The following is a 15,587-nucleotide window of genomic DNA, read 5'->3' on the forward strand; positions in this document are numbered from 1 at the left end:
TCTAAAACCGAAATCATGGATGAGTTAGAATACATAACCCTCAATGCCCTGATGATGTGTGACCAGGGGGCAGCTCCGGATTTCTTTAAACCTACGTTCAATACGAAGGTGAAGATCCATGGCTGTCTTGTAGCGACCAATCAGGATGCTACTCCTCTTATTAATATCCCTTCCTTTAAAGTGTGTAAGATCAGTGGAGGACCTTGTACACCTACTACTGTTCCTATGACATGGCAGGATACCTGGCAGGTAAAAATTAACGGGATCCGTTCTTTGATAGGGAAAAGTACCTGTCAATGTCCTATAGGCGGGAAGATAGAGTTTATGACCAGTGGACAGGTTCCACTTCCGGATGATGCGGCCAAGGAGGTAAAAGATATGCAGGATCAGGCACAGCGTGAACTTGACGATAGTGGACATGGCGATAGTGTAGGTGAGGCAGGTTTTGTAGAAGGTATGATCCCGGTTTGGGGAAGCGGTCGTGACCTCATCAATGATATACAAACCGGAGATGTTGGCGGTGGTCTTATGAATGCCGGATTTTTAATCTGGGATGTCGCTTCTATAGCCGTAGGTGTAGTTTCTTTCGGAACCGGAACAGTAGCCATGCAGGGAGCAAAAGCAGGAGTAAAAGGAGCTATAAAAGCAGGGGCAAAAGCCATATCTAAAGAAGCTCTGCAACAGATGGGAAAAGCGGCACTAAAAAAGTTGAGCAAAGAAGCTTTAAAGAAAAGTGTGGATGATGTAGCCAAAAAACTGCTTAAGACCTGTGTTTTTGCCTGTTTTCCAGCCGGAACACCTGTGCATACCGAACACGGAATTAAAAATATTGAAGATGTCCAAATCGGAGATCAGGTGTGGGCTTATGATGAAGATACGGATATCGTAGCCCTTCAGCCGGTGATTGATCTTATCGTCAATGAAAGTGACCATACCATTAGTATTTATACTGAAGCTGAAGTGATTGAAACAACTGCGATACATCCTTTTTATACTGAGGAAGGCTGGAAAGATGCTTCAGAATTAGAAATAGGCAAAAATATTCTAACGAAAAATGATACGAAAGTTGTCATTGAAAGGATAGAATATAGCTATGAACCTAAAAAAGTTTATAACTTTACGGTAGCTCATTTTCATACCTATTTTGTAGGCCTGCTGGCTTTACTGGTTCATAATTCTGGCAGATGCTTGTCCCAAATGATTTTGGAATCTCAGAAATGGTTTCAGAAAGTTAGACGTGGATATTTTTTTAATTTAGTATGGAATAGCGAATTAAGAAAACAAGCATTAGAAAAAGGTTTTAAATATTCTCATGAAGTTGAAGTCTTATTAAAGAAAGGGAAAGTTGGAAAAATAGATGGATTAATAGAAAATGCTGACGGAACTTTTAAAATTATTGAACGTAAAGCTAGTGATCTAAGTCAAATTTCAGATAAAACAATCAAAAGTTATATTGATGATGCAGCAAAATATAATGGTAAACCTATGACACAGACTGGCCAAGTAATAAATTCAGCTGGAGGTAAAGTAATATTACATGTTGAAAAAGTTGGTAACTTAAGTAAAGAAGTTATTGAGCATGCAAGAAAAAAAGGAGTAGAAATAGTGGATAATATTTCTGGATTAATTTAATTAAAAATTTATTATAAAAATGTATAAAACAGAATTTTCGAAGTATAATGGACTTATGGAAAAGATAATGGATGAACAAACTACATTAGAAGTTCATTTATCTACAGAGTTTAGCCAGAATGTTCCAAAGAAGTTTCTAAAATATACCCCTGATGAGTGGGCCAGATATGCTTTTGAAAATGAACTTGAATATAGTATTAACTATTATAAAGATGAAAAACCTTATTGCCAGGTTACCATTGATTCTATGAGTATAATATTAAATTTTTATGATAACAATATACTTAAGCATAATTTAATGATAGTCTTTTCCAAAGGTGACATCGTTAAAGGAGATTTTAAGGGATATAGTAACAATAAAATTTTTTTAAAACAAATTTCCTGGTATGGTGATCTTGGAAAAACACTATTATTCTATTCAAATAAGAAGAAAGACAATGTTTTTTTGAAGGAATTTGTAAAAGAAAATGAAAAAACAGTACTCATCGAACAATTTGGAACTGCAGATTTATCTAAACATTGGTTTGATACGCCTAAAGATTATTTAGATTATGAAGTATTATTAGATTATGAGAATCTATTTAATCAGCTTCCATCAGTACCAGCTTAAAATGATGATCTGACTAAAGTTGGAATCATAAAATATATAAAATTCATTATCAGCAATAAAGGCATTCAGAGTATACAATAGTAATGAAATGAGTATTTCAAATTTTTTATTCGGGGAAAATATTCCTCTTTTTCAACTGGAAAAGTTCTCGCAGGAATACACCCTGAAGGTAGAGAATACTTTTATTATGGGTAAAGAGAATAAACCAATCTCATTAAAAACCTCATCAGATATTATTATTGAACAGGAAAAAAGAGATCATGATATAAATACCACCATAAAACTACAGGAAATCACGGGTGATACTGATGATACTTTGATGAAGCCTTTTTTGTTGCAAAGTCTTGCCCTTGCAGATATTTCCCGTAATATTCAGTTGAAAAGAAATCTTAGCGGGAAAATTCTTTCTATTGAGAATAAACCTGATCTCTGGAAAAGTTGGGAAGAATGGAAAGAGAATAAGCTGGCGAGTGCTTTCCCGGAGGAAAAGGATCAAAATAAGTTGATTACAAATTATGAAAAGGGATTGAAAAACTTTGATGTTGAATTAAAGAAAAATCTGCAATACATTCTTTTACTGCCGGAAGTTTATAACCTTATATTTCCTCCTAATGAATATTACAGTTTTCTATTCAGCCTGTCAAATATTCATTCCAGGCTGATTGATGGGGTAGAATATCACTATCAGTTGAAACTGGTAAAACTTGAAGAAGAAAACAACAACCTTTTTGTACAGTTTCATTCGGTACTGAACAACCAGGATGAACTTATGAAAAGCCATATCAAAAAGCTTTATGAGAAGGAGAAAGATTTTTCTGTTGACGAGTTTGAATTCAGTATCAAAACCAAATACAATTTTGAAAAATCAACAGCTAAGATCCTGAACGCGGAACTTCACTTTGTAGAAAAAATGCATGAACATTTAGCTTATTTCATTGATATGGATTTACATAGCAAATAATTAGCTTTAAACAAATAGTACTAACAATCAATTCTTTCAAGACTCATACACTATGATTGGGAAATATTGATAATAGGATTAAGAAAAGATTTTTGTTTTAAATGCTGTTTTTCGTCTTCCGTTAGGTCGTTAGTCCCAAGGCCAATCCTGTTCCAGGGTTTTCCGTTATCCATTCCATCAGCCAATTCAATAGATCCAATTTTAATTTTTTTATGAAGTTCTAGTATCGTTAAATCCATCAATTGACCTGGATTTATTTCCCCTTCTATAATTTCCCCAAGCAGATAAAAGCTTCTGTTGGTAAGTTGGAAAGCACTGGCAATCCTAAATTTAGCAGTAACATCATGCCAGCTGTATCCACAATGTCTGCACTGCTTTGCATAGGGAGTGCGGGCAAGTTTATTACATTTCGGGCAATTATTGAAAAAAACTTTCTCAGGAGTTTCAGTCAATATCCGCGTTACAACATTTTGTTCAAAAACTTCATATCCATGTTCTAATAGTTTTATGACTTCAGGATCAGAATTTATCCAGCCCTGCTTTATCATTACATTTCTTATATGTTCACTTTCAGAACTCTTCAAAGTATACATATGATGATTCAGTGCTAACGCTTCGTCCCTGGTCAATAATTTCCCAAAATATCTGATAATATAATTTATAGTTTCTCTGTCCATATCCAACTAAAAAAAGTAAAACCTTTTTAATGATTTAACTTGTCTAATTTATGATATATTTCTTCACAATAGCCCTATATTATGGAATGTGATAATTAAGAAATAGAAATTTAATACTGACAAACTATTGTCACTAAAGTATTTTAATTTTACACTATCAATAAAAAAACAAGCTATGGGAAAAATTGCAGAGAAACAAACCTTCTACGTTAATACAAAGGCAGAATGGCGACAATGGCTGGCAGAGAATCATCATATAGAACAGTCCGTATGGCTGATATGTAATACCAGAAAATCAAATTTACCAATTGTTCATTGGACTGAGCTGGTAGATGAAGCCCTTTGTTTTGGCTGGATCGACAGTACAAGGAAGACTATTGATGAAGGTTCATTTATGCAGTTATTCAGCAGACGAAAGCCGAAGAGTACCTGGTCAAAAATTAATAAAGATAAGGTTCAGAAGCTGATAGAAAATAATCTGATGACAGCAGCAGGATTTGAAACCATCCGAATTGCCAAAGAGAATGGCTCGTGGAATATTTTGGATTCTGTAGAAGATCTTACTATTCCTGAAGATCTGAATGAAGCATTTAAGCAGCATAAAGGTTCTGAAACGTATTTTCTAAGTTTGAGTAAATCCATAAGAAAAATACTGCTTCAATGGATTGTACTTGCCAAAAGACCCGAAACCAGAAAAAACCGTATTGATGAAATTGCTATACAGGCTGCTCAGAATAGGAAACCTAAAAATTTTTAAATCCTAACGTCCCTGTTTTTCGACACTTTTGATTAAAATAAGAATAGGCTGTCCCTAAAATGGGACAGCCTATTCAATTGATTCATTATTGAAATATAGTATCTTAGAATCTCAAAGTGGCTGCAACAGACCAGGTTCTTCCAAAACCAAGGAATCCTGTATTACCATCTGCAACACCCTGATACACTCTACCTGCGTCCTGATAGGTTTTTCCAGCATCCGGACCATTAGCAATTTTATCACCAGCGAAAATATTAGAGCTTAATTCAGAAATATAATATTTGTTGAATAAGTTATATACGTTCGCTCTCAATGTTAAAGATTTTTTTGCATCCAATGTGAATTTGTAAGAAGCTCCTACATCAAATAAATGGTAGCTTGGCAATTTTACAATTCCTTTTTCTCTTGCTGCTTCAGTAAGGAAGTTGATCGGGTTGAATTGTGCATAAAGCTTATCATAATATTCCCAGTTAGCATCAATACTGAATGCTTTTGTAATATTATAATCAGCTCCGATACTTGCCGTAGTTTGTGCAGCATCTCCTACCTTCAGGTCTTTGATGTTGATTACTCCTGTAGCTCCAGCTATTTCCTGATTGGTTTGAACATCAAGGATGTTGAAGTTAGCGTTTCCTTTGTACTTCCAATTACCGAATGAAACCATTCCTCTAAGCTTAAGGTTAGCAAACGGTCTTGCCTTTGCCTCCAATTCAAGTCCCTGGTGTAACTGGCCTACGTTCAATGCATTATAGAAATAAGCGTTTCCAAGGCTTAACTGGGCGAATTTTGCAACATCTGCTGCTGTAGCATTGAATGTTCTTGAAATAAATCTGTCATCCCACTGCGTTCTGTAAGCATTGATGTTTACATCTATATAACGCGATTTGAAACCATATCCTAACTCTACAGAGAAGATTCTTTCATTCTTTGCATCGTTGTAGATATTCTGGTTAGACGGGAATAAAGCGTTGAATAATGGCTGTCTTGAAATAATCCCTGTATTGAAAAATATATTATGGTGGTCATCAATATTATAGTTGGCACCTCCTTTTACGATATATCCGGTTTTGTGGTACCATTTTGTTTCCTGATTTCCTGGAGTATACAGCATATAATCCACTCTCTTATAGTATTGCTCAGAAACGGATCCCTGAACAGATGCACTTAGCTTTTCAGAGCTATATTCAACCATTCCATAAATACCAGCCCATTTTACCAAACCTTCATTGTGGATAGATACTTTTTGAGCATCTTTAAGTTTAGTAAGAGGTTCCGGTTTTACGGTTTGATTGATAAAATATCCCTTTGGTGCATTGGCTGTACTAGGAACATATAATGCATCTGATCCTAACATATCGGTTACGATGTCGTATAGTGCTCCTTTGTATGTTTTAAGATCAATACCTCCGTTAAAGGTCCAGTTATTCTTTTTATAATTAAGGTCGGCGATTACTCCATACCAGTCATGAGCATTGATACTTTGTTTTCTTACAATACCATTGGTTCCGTTCAGCGTAGCTACATATTTTCCGTTATAATCAGTAGGAGAGCCTGCAGGTGCAGTGAAGGTTGATTTTTGGAAGCTGTTTCCATTATAATCTGTTACCATACCTCCTCTGTTATAGCGATAAATCATATCCCAGTTGATCGTACCATCTCCGCCTGCACCAGAATTCATGAAATTCATAGTTTGTCCTGCCGCATTTTTGATAGAACCGTTAAGTCCGGTACCTCCACCGCCACGTCCCCAAGAACCATAAAGAACTGTAGATAGTTTCAGATTATCATTGATATTCCAGTCCCAGTTTAATGAAGCGATAGGCTTGTGGTAGAAGTTAGGTGCAAGATTGAATTGTGAACCGTTCAACATTCCTGTTTGTGGATTGTATCTTCTTCCGTACATATCAAGTTGCTGCAAAGTAGCTACATTCGCTCCGGTTGCAGAAGATCTTCTTGTGTCGTGTACCTGTGGTGCTCCGGTTGCGATAAAATTGAACGCATGTTTTTCATTAGGTTTAAATCCTGTAGAGAAAAACCAGGAATAACCTTCTCCCTGTGTTCCATTGATATAACCGTCACCTTGCCAACGGGAAAGCAATACGGTTGTTCCCCATTTGTTTTTTAACCCAGAAGAGTACATTGCAGATATTCTGGAGTAGTTGTCGTTACCAACTTCTCCTTTCACCATTGCTTTCTGCTCAGAATCTGTAGCTTTGGTTACAATATTAATGGTTCCTCCTACAGATGGAACCACGAATTTAGAAGCTCCCAATCCTCTCTGAATTTGGATATTGCTGGCAATGTCAGCTAGTCCAGTCCAGTTAGACCAGTATACAGTACCTCCCTGCATATCATTCACCGGCTGTCCGTTGATAATAACTGCAATGTTAGCCCCGTCAAAACCTCTCATGTTGATTCTGCTGTCTCCGAATCCTCCACCTACTTTGGTCACATAAACGGATGGAGTAGACTTCATAATTTCAGGAAATTCTCTGTTTCCCAGTTTCTCCTGAATTTCTGCTGCTTTAATGTTGGAAACTGCAACAGGTGTTTTTCTCTCTTTGGCTGTTTGGGAAAGGTTTCTACCTACCAACATAACCTCATCAATAGATTTTGATTTGTCTAATGAATCCTTCGTACTCTGTCCATAATATATGGCGGCCGTAGGTAATACAAGCGCTATAATAAGTCGCTTTTTAAAAGTAATGCTCATGAAATAAACTAGCGTGTTTGATTTTAAGGCTGCAAAGATGGATAATTATTTTTGAATTAAGTATTAAATCTTCCTGAAGTGACATCCTATTGTATTCATATAACGCATTATTACTCGTTTTTTTGAACGTATTAATTATTTCAGATATTTAATTTACAATTTGTTATAAAAGTGAATTATATAAAAAACAGGGTTGTTTTTAACGAATAAAAATAATGATGCTGCTTCTCTAAAAATCTATCATTGTGTATTTTTTTCTAATGGCCTTTGTAGTTTGATTTATTTTGTATCATTATTAATATATTTGTGGATATTATTTGTATCAAATTCATTTTGTCAGAGAACATAAGGTTTTCTATTATTTTAAAAACTAAAAATATGACCCAGCTAAGCTTGTTCGATTCAGAAGATTTGTATGAATTTCCAAAAGACCTTTTGGAATACAGAGAACATTTTCTGAGTAAGGATGAAGCAGATAATCTTAAAAATTATCTGCTTAAAACAGCTCCCTGGAAACAGCGAACCCAGAAAATGTATGATAAAATGGTTTTGACACCCCGTTTAACAGCCTGGTATGGTGATCCGAAAACAGATTACCCATTGGGGAATGGGGAAGTGGATAATAACCTCTGGACACCTGAACTGTTTTCTTTAAAACAAAGAATAGAAGATACATTTGGTTATCGTTTCAATTCTGTACTGCTTAATCTTTACAGGGATCACAATGATTCGGTTGCATGGCATCGGGATAAAGAGAGCAGATATGGAAAACGTCCTGTGATTGCATCTTTAAGTTTAGGACAAACCAGAAACTTTGATTTCCGGAAAAAGGATCATCATCAGAGCAAATACAGCCTGCCACTTCCTCACGGTTCTTTATTGATTATGAAAGGAGATCTTCAGGAAAACTGGGAACATCGGATTGCTAAATCTGTAACTTCTATGAAAGAGCGTATTAATCTTACATTTCGGTTGGTGCAAGAAGCATAGATTATTTATTTTAAAGGATAAACAGAAGTATTGTATTTCAAAATAAAAACCTGAAGCCCTTTCTTTTTCCACAAAAAAGCTGCACCTTTGCCCCACAATGGGGTGCTACAGATAACAGTGGCTGAGATGATACCCAGGAATATACTTCCACACCTGATCCGGATAATGCCGGCGTAGGGATTGCTTACTTATCATCTCATCATTTGATTTCTAATAATTAATATGATGCAGGACATTTTAAAACAAATTACTTTACCGGAATGGTTCGGAGTCTTATTTTCAGTCATTCAGGTTTTACTGGCTCGTAAAAACAATGTCAACAACTATCTTTTCGGAATAGCAGGGATTCTGCTTACATTGTATGTGATGCTCATTTCAAAGCTTTATGCTGAATTTACCTTAAATCTTTATTATCTGATCATGAGCATCTATGGATGGCTGTATTGGAAATTCGGAAAGCAAAAATCTGAAATAGAAATCTCCGTTACCACCACCACAGAAAAATGGATTACCGGAGGAATTGTTCTGGGAACCTTTATTTTATTCTGGTCTTTTCTTACGCATTTTACCGATTCGGATGTTCCGGTCTGGGATTCTCTGGTAAGTGCTTTTGCCTGGGCAGGAATGTGGCTGATGGCAAGACGGAAAATTGAAAACTGGGTGATACTCAATGTCAGTAATATTATTTCAATCCCCTTAATGATTCATAAGGAGTTATATCTATATGCTGTTTTAACATCATTTTTATTTTTAGTGGCTATTTCCGGATATATAGAATGGCAGAAAATTATTAAATCTAAAGCGAATGCTCAGTACTAAAGACATCAGGCAACAATTTCACGGAACTTCTGTCATTTCTGATGAGGTGATGCAATATATTCACGAAGAAGGATTACTTAAGATCTGGGTTCCCAAAAAATACGGCGGATTGGGTTATCGTTTTGAAGAAGGGTTGAAAGCATTATTCGGTTGGGCTGAAACTGATGGAAGCTTTGGCTGGATGCTGACACTTTGTGCCGGAGCTAATTATTTTTCCAGAAACATCAAACCTGAAGTGGCTCAATTCCTGTTTACTCATTCTGAAACCTGTTTTGGCGGAAGCGGAATGGTTGGCGGCACAGCAGAAAAACAAAATGATTATACTTACCTGATTAATGGTTTGTGGAATTTTGCAACAGGAGCACCACATCTGACCCATTTTACATTGAATGCTAAAATTACAGAAAATGGAAAGCCTGTAATGGATGGCAATGGCAATGAAATAATTCGATCATTTATTATTTCGAAAGAGCATGCTGAGGTTATTCCCAACTGGAAATCTATGGGGATGAAAGCCAGCGGAACCTATTCATTCACTGTTGAAAATGTTCTCGTTAGCGAAGATTACAGTTTTGTTTATGATACTTTTTTCACGAATGATATTCTGGACAGCATTCCGTTCCGGATTTTTGCGGATTTGACGCTTTTGGTCAATTATTTGGGAATAGCATCTCATTTTATTGAAGAAGCTGAGGTTATTCGCCCTCAGATTAATTTTAAAAGTTTTGAAGAATCTGTTGAAAAACATTTGGAAAAGGTTTTAACCATTGCCAGAGAAGTAGAAAATATCTTGAGTGAAAATAAAGAGATTTCGGAGGATCAACAGAATGAAATTCACCAATATGGAGTAGAGCTGGTTCAAAAATTATCCCATCAGATCCTTACTGTTTATACACAGCTGGGAATTCGGGCAACTGATACCAATTCTGCAGTATATCAGGTGTTTTGTGACTATTTTACTGCGGCTATGCATTCCAATTTCAGACCTTCTGATAATGATTTGGACTTTTCTTTCTGAATAAAATATAACTATATAATAATTAGAAATGATTATTGAAATACCAGTTTGAATAGGTAAAAGCTTTATAATTAAATAAAACTAACATGAAACAATTCATTCTATTATTGTTTAATTTCACATTTTGGAAGCATTTTTTTCAACTTTTCTAAAGACATTTTATCAATATAATTTCCTCTCAGATCTAATAGTTTCAGAGAAGTCAGATTAAAAAAGCTATCGGGAAGATATTTCAACTTATTGTTTCTTAATTCTAATCTGTATAATCGGTTTAATTTACCAATTGTTTCAGGCAGCGCGCTAAGGTGATTATCATTCAGGAGGAGCACTTCAAGATTTTTTAAATTTCCCAGGTCTTTCGGGATAGATTCCAATTCACAATCACTGGCTGCAAAACTTTCTAAGCTGAAACATTCAGTAAGTTCGTCAGGAATATGTTTTATAGGGTTGCTATTAATGGTAAGAATTTCAAGCTTTTTTAAAAAGCCTATGGAGGTTGGAATTTCAGAGATCCTGTTGTGATTAAAATAAACCTCTGTCAATTTTCCAAAATTGCTGAAAATATCAACAGGTAAATGCTCTATCTTATTATAACCAATTTCCAGACAGGTAATATTGATATATTCTACTACATCTTCGGGGAGACTGACTGTATTGCCAACCCAGTTTTCGTCATTTCCTAACTCAAACGAAAGCATTTTTTTATAGTCTGTGTTCATGGTTTTCAGATCAATGTTTATTAAATATGATATTTATTTTTTAGGCCACTCTTCACGTAAAACAGCATAAATAACATCATCTACCCAGTTGTTTTTCCAGAACAGGCTTTTCACGAAATGTCCTTCTTTTCTTAAACCGATTCTTTCCATCAATTGAATAGAAGCTGTGTTGTCAGGATCTACGGAAGCTGTAATTCTATGTTTATGTACATCATTAAAAAGGTAATCAATAATACCTTTTAAAGCCTCAGAAGCATAGCCTTTACCTTGAAATGATGAACTTAATGTGATTCCCAGTTCTGCCTGTATATTTTCATCTCCCAAAAAATGAACTCCGATATCTCCAATGACAGCTTTTGTTTCTTTATCGGTAATCAATAGCTGGTACCAGCTTTCAGGCTGATTGAATTCTTGAGTGTTTCTTTGGATAAAATGTTCTACATCTTCCAAAGTTTCAGGAATCCATCCTTGAAATTTATTCGCTTCTGCATCTGAACGGTAATCGAAAATGTCCTGTTTGTCATCCATTATAATATCCCGCAGCAGGAGTCTTTCTGTATAGAGTTGCATGATTGTACTATTATTTCAGACAAAAATAGGATTTATTGTGAAGTTATTCAATGGAGAATAGTGGCTTTTATAATCACTGAGCCTGTTTCCTGTAATTTTAATTCAATAAAAACTATAAAATATTTGGAAATATCATTTAAATACTTACTTTTGTACCGCTTTACAATAAAAGTCGGGGGATTGGCGCAGTTGGCTAGCGCGTTTGACTGGCAGTCAAAAGGTCACGGGTTCGAATCCCGTATTCTCCACTACGGCAAACCGTTATCAATAAATGGTTTGCCGTATTTTTTTATTCTTGTAATTGTATTAATCACGTACTAATAAATTAATACAATTATGTTTAAAAATCAAATCCCGAACGGATGCATCTACTCCGGTCTGTTCATTTACCCCAATCCGGAAAACATTTCGAATAAGAAAGTTCTTGCAGAAAAAGACATCTATCTGCAGTTCATTTATTATTTGACTGGAATTTCTTCTGAAAATAGAGGATATTCTGATTCTTGAGCATCAAAAAATATATCATTTGGAGAATCATCATTTTGTGTGTATCTCCAACACCAAAATTCTATACCATCTCGAATTAAATAATCGATGTACAATAGAAGCATTTCTTCATTTTCACTCCATTTAACAAAATAGTACCCACTTTTTGCAGGTCTTGTGCTGGTAAGTTCTACATGATCAAACATAGTATAGTATTAATTTGTATTTCAAAATATAAAAATAAAAAAAAATAGGGCTTAATTAAGTAATAAAAACTGCTTTTTAAAGTAAAGAAAAGGATTATGGAATGGAATTAAAATAGGAGGTTTTTCCTGTGTTATTTTGGGAGCTGCAAGTTTAATTTTGCTCAACAATAATTAAAACTAATATAATGAGAACAATCAATTATATAGTTGTACACTGTACAGCAACACAACCAGATGCTAAAATAGAAAGCATTAAAAAATATTGGAGAGATAATTTGAAATGGAAAAATCCAGGTTATCATTTCATGATCAAGGCAGATGGAGTGGTCGTAAATACTTTACCAATTGAGCAAATTTCAAATGGAGTTGCAGGGTGGAATTCTCAAATTATCAACATATCATATATCGGAGGTATTGATAAAAACAACAATCCCAAGGATACAAGGACACCAGACCAAAAAGCTTCTATTTTGAAGCTGTTAAGAGAATTGAAATCAAAATTTCCTAAAGCTAAAGTTCAAGGACATAGAGATTTTCCAAACGTTCACAAAGCTTGTCCTAGTTTTGATGCCAAGAAAGAATATTCTGGTTTACAATAAACTAAAGTACTATAAGATAGTTTTATTCAGTCGGAGTGTTTTCCGAAATAAAGCGTAATGTAGATGCTTGTAATGATAAAAGATGATTAATTTCCTTAAGTTGAGTTGGAGGTATTGTACCTTGCATATTAATCAGTCTTAAAAGCTCTTGGTTTATAGCCTGATTTTGCTGAAGAGCCTGAGAAATCATTCTCAATAATTCATTTTTGTTGTCCATGGAAAATATTTTTTGTTAAACTTTCAATATACAAACAATCCCAATACATTAATTACGGTTTCCCGTAGAGTTATTACTATGGCACTACCGTATATTTACGGAGTTTTTTTAAACGACAAGTACACGAAGTTTTTTAATGTCCTTCCTTCGGGAAGGATTTTCTGTAAAAAACAAATAATACCACAAAAAGAGTGATTTCATCAAATGGTGATGTAATTGGCATATGCATTGTTTATTATAAATCAAGTTTTTAAGAGAGTTTTTAAGAGAATTTTTAACATTACATCATTTAACTTATAATTCATTTTTCACTTAAACCTTCCAGTTGCTCGGAAGGTTTTTTATTTGGTCTTTATAAAAACCGTACTTTCATTTGTATCGTATATTAAAATATAGCTCATGTTTAATTGAGTTTTCATGGTTATTAGTTGTGTCCTCGGAGAAATCCGGGGATTTTTTATATTTACTATCTTGGACATTCAGTTCTACTTAATTTATGTTTGCCTCCTTCGGGAGGTTTTTCTATTTAATTTTAAACCCCAAGAATTCCAGAAGAATACCCTAGATTTGGAAAAAAAATAAAACATGGAATTTTCACCATTTAATCCTGTGATCAAACTTTGTCTGCAAGGAATGAGCTTTGAAGATAAAAGAATGCCTGAGGAAGCGGCTCAACTATTTTTGCAAGCCTGGGAAGAAGCTTCAGATGACCATGAAAAATTTTTGGCGGCTCATTATGTATCACGCCATCAGAAAACAGCAGCTGGTCAGTTAAAATGGCTTGAAACTTCTTTAGAATTTGCCTTGAAAATAAATGATGACACCGTTAAAAGTGCTTTGCCTTCTCTTTATCTGAATATTTCCAAATGCTATGAGGATTTGGGAGATAGGGAAAAATCAAAAAAGAATGCTGAGTTATCATTGTTACTTAAAAATCATCCGTCTGATAAAGGTCCTTTTTACCACGGTACAAAAGCCAATTTACAGATTGGAGACCTGTTGACAGCAGGCGGAAATTCTAATTATCAATCGGAATTAAAAATGAACCATATTTATTTCACCGCTTTACCCAATGGGGCAGGACTTGCTGCAGCACTGGCAAAAGGGGATGGAGCAGAACATGTATATATTGTGGAACCTACAGGGAGTTTTGAAAATGATCCCAATGTGACAGATAAAAAATTTCCCGGAAATCCCACCCGTTCTTACCGCTCCGAAATGCCTCTGAAAATCACTGGAGAGATTACAGAATGGACGAAACCAAGTTCTGAAGATCTTCAAAGATTTCGTGAAAAATTAGATAACAATGAAGGGAAAATTATCAATTAGTTCTTCAATGATAAAGAAAACGTCTGATTATGATTATACTCATAAAGTGCCGGATAAATCTTTTCTTAGATTTGAAATAAGTTTTTCATTTATCCAATAGTTGGGGTCTCTAGGTCAGAGATTTTTCTATTGGATAATTTTTTATAAAGTAATTTTCCTCTTTCCGAATTTGAAAGGATTGATTTGATTTCGGATAAAATGCAGACAGAGCTTTTTTAAGCCCGAAATTTATAAATAATAGCAGTTATCAGATTCTGTTGGGCGACCAGTATTTATTTTTTTGATGGTTTCCATTAGCTTTGTGGCAGCAAATGTTCCCATTTCGTATCCATCATTGATTTGATATTCATACGTTTCATCCAGATATTTCGGAAGAGTTCCTTCACTTATCGCAACCACCTTTTTATTCGTATTGTTAAGGCTTCTTTTGATTAGTGAGCTGTGAAGCCCCATTAATGTTTCATCACTCATGGCAAAAAAACCATCAAATGAATGATCATCTAACAAAATATCAAGTTTCTGTTTTACAATATCAGCAGATTTGCAGAATATAATTTCCAATCGGATAGCAGGAGATTGGCTGATTTTGTTTTTAAATGACCTGAGCCTGCTTTGGGTAATTTCAAGATTTTCATCACCAAAAATAGCCAGTATATTTTTACAGCCCTGATTAATTAGCTTTTCGGCACACCGTTCGGCTGTTTTTATATTATCAAAAATGACAGATTCGAAACTCTGCTGAGGAACAGTTTTGTCGAAAATAATAACCGGAATTTCCATTTCCTTCAGTTTTTTCAAATGTTCATCATCTTTTGTCTCCTTTGTTAATGAAATCAGAATGCCATCCACTCTGGAATTGATGCAGGTTTCTATATGTTCTTTTTCTGTCTCATAAGAATCATCGGATGATAATATGAAAAAGCGATATCCTTCTTTATTAAGAACTGATGAAATACCATTAATGATTGATGGTAAAAAGAATATGGAAATTTCCGGAACAATAAGACCAATCACCTTAGAAGAATTTTTCCTGAAACTGATGGCAAAATCATTCGGAACGTAATTAAACATCTCGGCGGCTTCCTTCACTTTGAGCTTAACAGAACTGCTTATATCAGGATGATCCTTTAATGCTCTGGAAACGGTGGAAGTACTAATGTTGAGCATCTTCGCAAGATCTTTTATGGTCGTTCTTTTCATTTTAAGAAGGTCGTGTCAATTATTGGGAGAAATTAAGAATAATTGTAGTAAAACATTTTGTTAATATTTGTTAAATAAACACTT

The 15,587-nt window shown here is 34.8% G+C and carries 16 protein-coding genes, 1 tRNA gene and 1 riboswitch; of the genes, 11 read left to right on the forward strand and 6 right to left on the reverse strand.

The features are described from left to right. The first annotated feature begins 15 nt into the window (after positions 1-15). From ACM6F9_RS08060 to ACM6F9_RS08070, 3 genes are all read left to right on the forward strand, one after another. Entirely contained in the window at positions 16-1,632 is a 1,617-nt protein-coding gene (locus ACM6F9_RS08060; protein ID WP_414845231.1) for a polymorphic toxin-type HINT domain-containing protein, read from the forward strand. A gap of 19 nt (positions 1,633-1,651) precedes the next feature. Beyond that, the gene (locus ACM6F9_RS08065; protein WP_414845232.1) at positions 1,652-2,242 is read left to right on the forward strand and encodes a hypothetical protein; all 591 of its coding nucleotides are present in this window, start codon (positions 1,652-1,654) and stop codon (positions 2,240-2,242) included. 88 nt (positions 2,243-2,330) lie between these two features. After that, positions 2,331-3,203 (forward strand): hypothetical protein, encoded by an 873-nt coding sequence (locus ACM6F9_RS08070; RefSeq protein WP_414845233.1) that lies wholly within the window; start codon positions 2,331-2,333, stop codon positions 3,201-3,203. A 50-nt stretch (positions 3,204-3,253) separates the two neighbouring features. Here the strand turns inward: ACM6F9_RS08070 and ACM6F9_RS08075 are convergent, their stop codons facing one another. Next, positions 3,254-3,880 (reverse strand): hypothetical protein, encoded by a 627-nt coding sequence (locus ACM6F9_RS08075; protein ID WP_414845234.1) that lies wholly within the window; start codon positions 3,878-3,880, stop codon positions 3,254-3,256. 175 nt (positions 3,881-4,055) lie between these two features. Here ACM6F9_RS08075 and ACM6F9_RS08080 point away from each other — a divergent pair, with 175 nt between their 5' ends. Beyond that, complete coding sequence (locus ACM6F9_RS08080; protein ID WP_414845235.1) at positions 4,056-4,637, forward strand: YdeI/OmpD-associated family protein; 582 nt, start codon at positions 4,056-4,058, stop codon at positions 4,635-4,637. A gap of 103 nt (positions 4,638-4,740) precedes the next feature. On the opposite strand, the gene ACM6F9_RS08085 is transcribed toward ACM6F9_RS08080, so the two are convergent. Continuing rightward, the gene (locus ACM6F9_RS08085) at positions 4,741-7,350 is read right to left on the reverse strand and encodes a TonB-dependent receptor (protein ID WP_414845236.1); all 2,610 of its coding nucleotides are present in this window, start codon (positions 7,348-7,350) and stop codon (positions 4,741-4,743) included. 378 nt (positions 7,351-7,728) lie between these two features. Here ACM6F9_RS08085 and ACM6F9_RS08090 point away from each other — a divergent pair, with 378 nt between their 5' ends. From ACM6F9_RS08090 to ACM6F9_RS08100, 3 genes are all read left to right on the forward strand, one after another. After that, positions 7,729-8,340 carry an alpha-ketoglutarate-dependent dioxygenase AlkB family protein gene (locus tag ACM6F9_RS08090; RefSeq protein ID WP_414845237.1) on the forward strand — a complete coding sequence of 204 codons (612 nt, stop codon included), beginning with the start codon at positions 7,729-7,731 and terminating at the stop codon, positions 8,338-8,340. Positions 8,341-8,428: 88 nt separating this feature from the next. Then, a riboswitch (TPP riboswitch) is annotated at positions 8,429-8,537 on the forward strand. Between the two features lie 25 nt (positions 8,538-8,562). Further along, positions 8,563-9,159 (forward strand): nicotinamide riboside transporter PnuC, encoded by a 597-nt coding sequence (gene pnuC, locus ACM6F9_RS08095; protein WP_414845238.1) that lies wholly within the window; start codon positions 8,563-8,565, stop codon positions 9,157-9,159. Next, complete coding sequence (locus ACM6F9_RS08100) at positions 9,146-10,177, forward strand: hypothetical protein (RefSeq protein WP_414845239.1); 1,032 nt, start codon at positions 9,146-9,148, stop codon at positions 10,175-10,177. The genes pnuC and ACM6F9_RS08100 overlap by 14 nt, the downstream gene beginning before the upstream one ends. 104 nt (positions 10,178-10,281) lie before the next feature. Here ACM6F9_RS08100 and ACM6F9_RS08105 read toward each other — a convergent pair whose 3' ends face one another. Together ACM6F9_RS08105 and ACM6F9_RS08110 are read right to left on the reverse strand one after the other, a co-directional pair. Next, positions 10,282-10,896, reverse strand: coding sequence for a leucine-rich repeat domain-containing protein (locus ACM6F9_RS08105; protein WP_414845240.1), 615 nt, complete (start codon positions 10,894-10,896; stop codon positions 10,282-10,284). Positions 10,897-10,929: 33 nt separating this feature from the next. Further along, the gene (locus ACM6F9_RS08110) at positions 10,930-11,466 is read right to left on the reverse strand and encodes a GNAT family N-acetyltransferase (protein ID WP_414845241.1); all 537 of its coding nucleotides are present in this window, start codon (positions 11,464-11,466) and stop codon (positions 10,930-10,932) included. Between the two features lie 174 nt (positions 11,467-11,640). On the opposite strand from ACM6F9_RS08110, the gene ACM6F9_RS08115 reads away from it, so the two are divergent. The 3 genes from ACM6F9_RS08115 (at position 11,641) to ACM6F9_RS08125 (ending at position 12,757) form a co-directional block, all read left to right on the forward strand. Then, positions 11,641-11,714, forward strand: a tRNA-Ala gene (locus ACM6F9_RS08115). 88 nt (positions 11,715-11,802) lie between these two features. Further along, positions 11,803-11,973 carry a hypothetical protein gene (locus ACM6F9_RS08120; protein ID WP_414845242.1) on the forward strand — a complete coding sequence of 57 codons (171 nt, stop codon included), beginning with the start codon at positions 11,803-11,805 and terminating at the stop codon, positions 11,971-11,973. A gap of 370 nt (positions 11,974-12,343) precedes the next feature. After that, on the forward strand, positions 12,344-12,757 hold the full coding sequence (locus ACM6F9_RS08125; protein WP_414845243.1) for an N-acetylmuramoyl-L-alanine amidase: 414 nt from the start codon (positions 12,344-12,346) through the stop codon (positions 12,755-12,757). Between the two features lie 22 nt (positions 12,758-12,779). Here the strand turns inward: ACM6F9_RS08125 and ACM6F9_RS08130 are convergent, their stop codons facing one another. Then, positions 12,780-12,974 carry a hypothetical protein gene (locus ACM6F9_RS08130; protein ID WP_414845244.1) on the reverse strand — a complete coding sequence of 65 codons (195 nt, stop codon included), beginning with the start codon at positions 12,972-12,974 and terminating at the stop codon, positions 12,780-12,782. Between the two features lie 921 nt (positions 12,975-13,895). Between ACM6F9_RS08130 and arr the strand changes: the two genes are divergently transcribed. Continuing rightward, the gene (gene arr / locus ACM6F9_RS08135) at positions 13,896-14,303 is read left to right on the forward strand and encodes an NAD(+)--rifampin ADP-ribosyltransferase (protein WP_414845854.1); all 408 of its coding nucleotides are present in this window, start codon (positions 13,896-13,898) and stop codon (positions 14,301-14,303) included. A gap of 228 nt (positions 14,304-14,531) precedes the next feature. Here arr and ACM6F9_RS08140 read toward each other — a convergent pair whose 3' ends face one another. Beyond that, positions 14,532-15,503, reverse strand: a complete 972-nt coding sequence (locus tag ACM6F9_RS08140) for a LacI family DNA-binding transcriptional regulator (RefSeq protein ID WP_414845245.1) — start codon at positions 15,501-15,503, stop codon at positions 14,532-14,534. Positions 15,504-15,587 lie beyond the last annotated feature (84 nt).

Source organism: Chryseobacterium sp. IT-36CA2 (assembly GCF_949767875.1).
Classification (GTDB): Bacteria; Bacteroidota; Bacteroidia; order Flavobacteriales; family Weeksellaceae; genus Chryseobacterium.

Bases quoted from the DNA above. Each gene is read 5' to 3' on its own strand.
- ACM6F9_RS08125 (WP_414845243.1), top strand. From the start codon at position 12,344: ATGAGAACAATCAATTATATAGTTGTACACTGTACAGCAACACAACCA.
- ACM6F9_RS08140 (WP_414845245.1), bottom strand. From the start codon at position 15,503: ATGAAAAGAACGACCATAAAAGATCTTGCGAAGATGCTCAACATTAGT.
- ACM6F9_RS08090 (WP_414845237.1), top strand. From the start codon at position 7,729: ATGACCCAGCTAAGCTTGTTCGATTCAGAAGATTTGTATGAATTTCCA.
- ACM6F9_RS08130 (WP_414845244.1), bottom strand. From the start codon at position 12,974: ATGGACAACAAAAATGAATTATTGAGAATGATTTCTCAGGCTCTTCAG.
- ACM6F9_RS08120 (WP_414845242.1), top strand. From the start codon at position 11,803: ATGTTTAAAAATCAAATCCCGAACGGATGCATCTACTCCGGTCTGTTC.
- ACM6F9_RS08070 (WP_414845233.1), top strand. From the start codon at position 2,331: ATGAGTATTTCAAATTTTTTATTCGGGGAAAATATTCCTCTTTTTCAA.
- pnuC (WP_414845238.1), top strand. From the start codon at position 8,563: ATGATGCAGGACATTTTAAAACAAATTACTTTACCGGAATGGTTCGGA.
- ACM6F9_RS08110 (WP_414845241.1), bottom strand. From the start codon at position 11,466: ATGCAACTCTATACAGAAAGACTCCTGCTGCGGGATATTATAATGGAT.
- ACM6F9_RS08100 (WP_414845239.1), top strand. From the start codon at position 9,146: ATGCTCAGTACTAAAGACATCAGGCAACAATTTCACGGAACTTCTGTC.
- ACM6F9_RS08075 (WP_414845234.1), bottom strand. From the start codon at position 3,880: ATGGACAGAGAAACTATAAATTATATTATCAGATATTTTGGGAAATTA.
- ACM6F9_RS08105 (WP_414845240.1), bottom strand. From the start codon at position 10,896: ATGAACACAGACTATAAAAAAATGCTTTCGTTTGAGTTAGGAAATGAC.
- ACM6F9_RS08085 (WP_414845236.1), bottom strand. From the start codon at position 7,350: ATGAGCATTACTTTTAAAAAGCGACTTATTATAGCGCTTGTATTACCT.
- ACM6F9_RS08080 (WP_414845235.1), top strand. From the start codon at position 4,056: ATGGGAAAAATTGCAGAGAAACAAACCTTCTACGTTAATACAAAGGCA.
- ACM6F9_RS08065 (WP_414845232.1), top strand. From the start codon at position 1,652: ATGTATAAAACAGAATTTTCGAAGTATAATGGACTTATGGAAAAGATA.
- ACM6F9_RS08060 (WP_414845231.1), top strand. From the start codon at position 16: ATGGATGAGTTAGAATACATAACCCTCAATGCCCTGATGATGTGTGAC.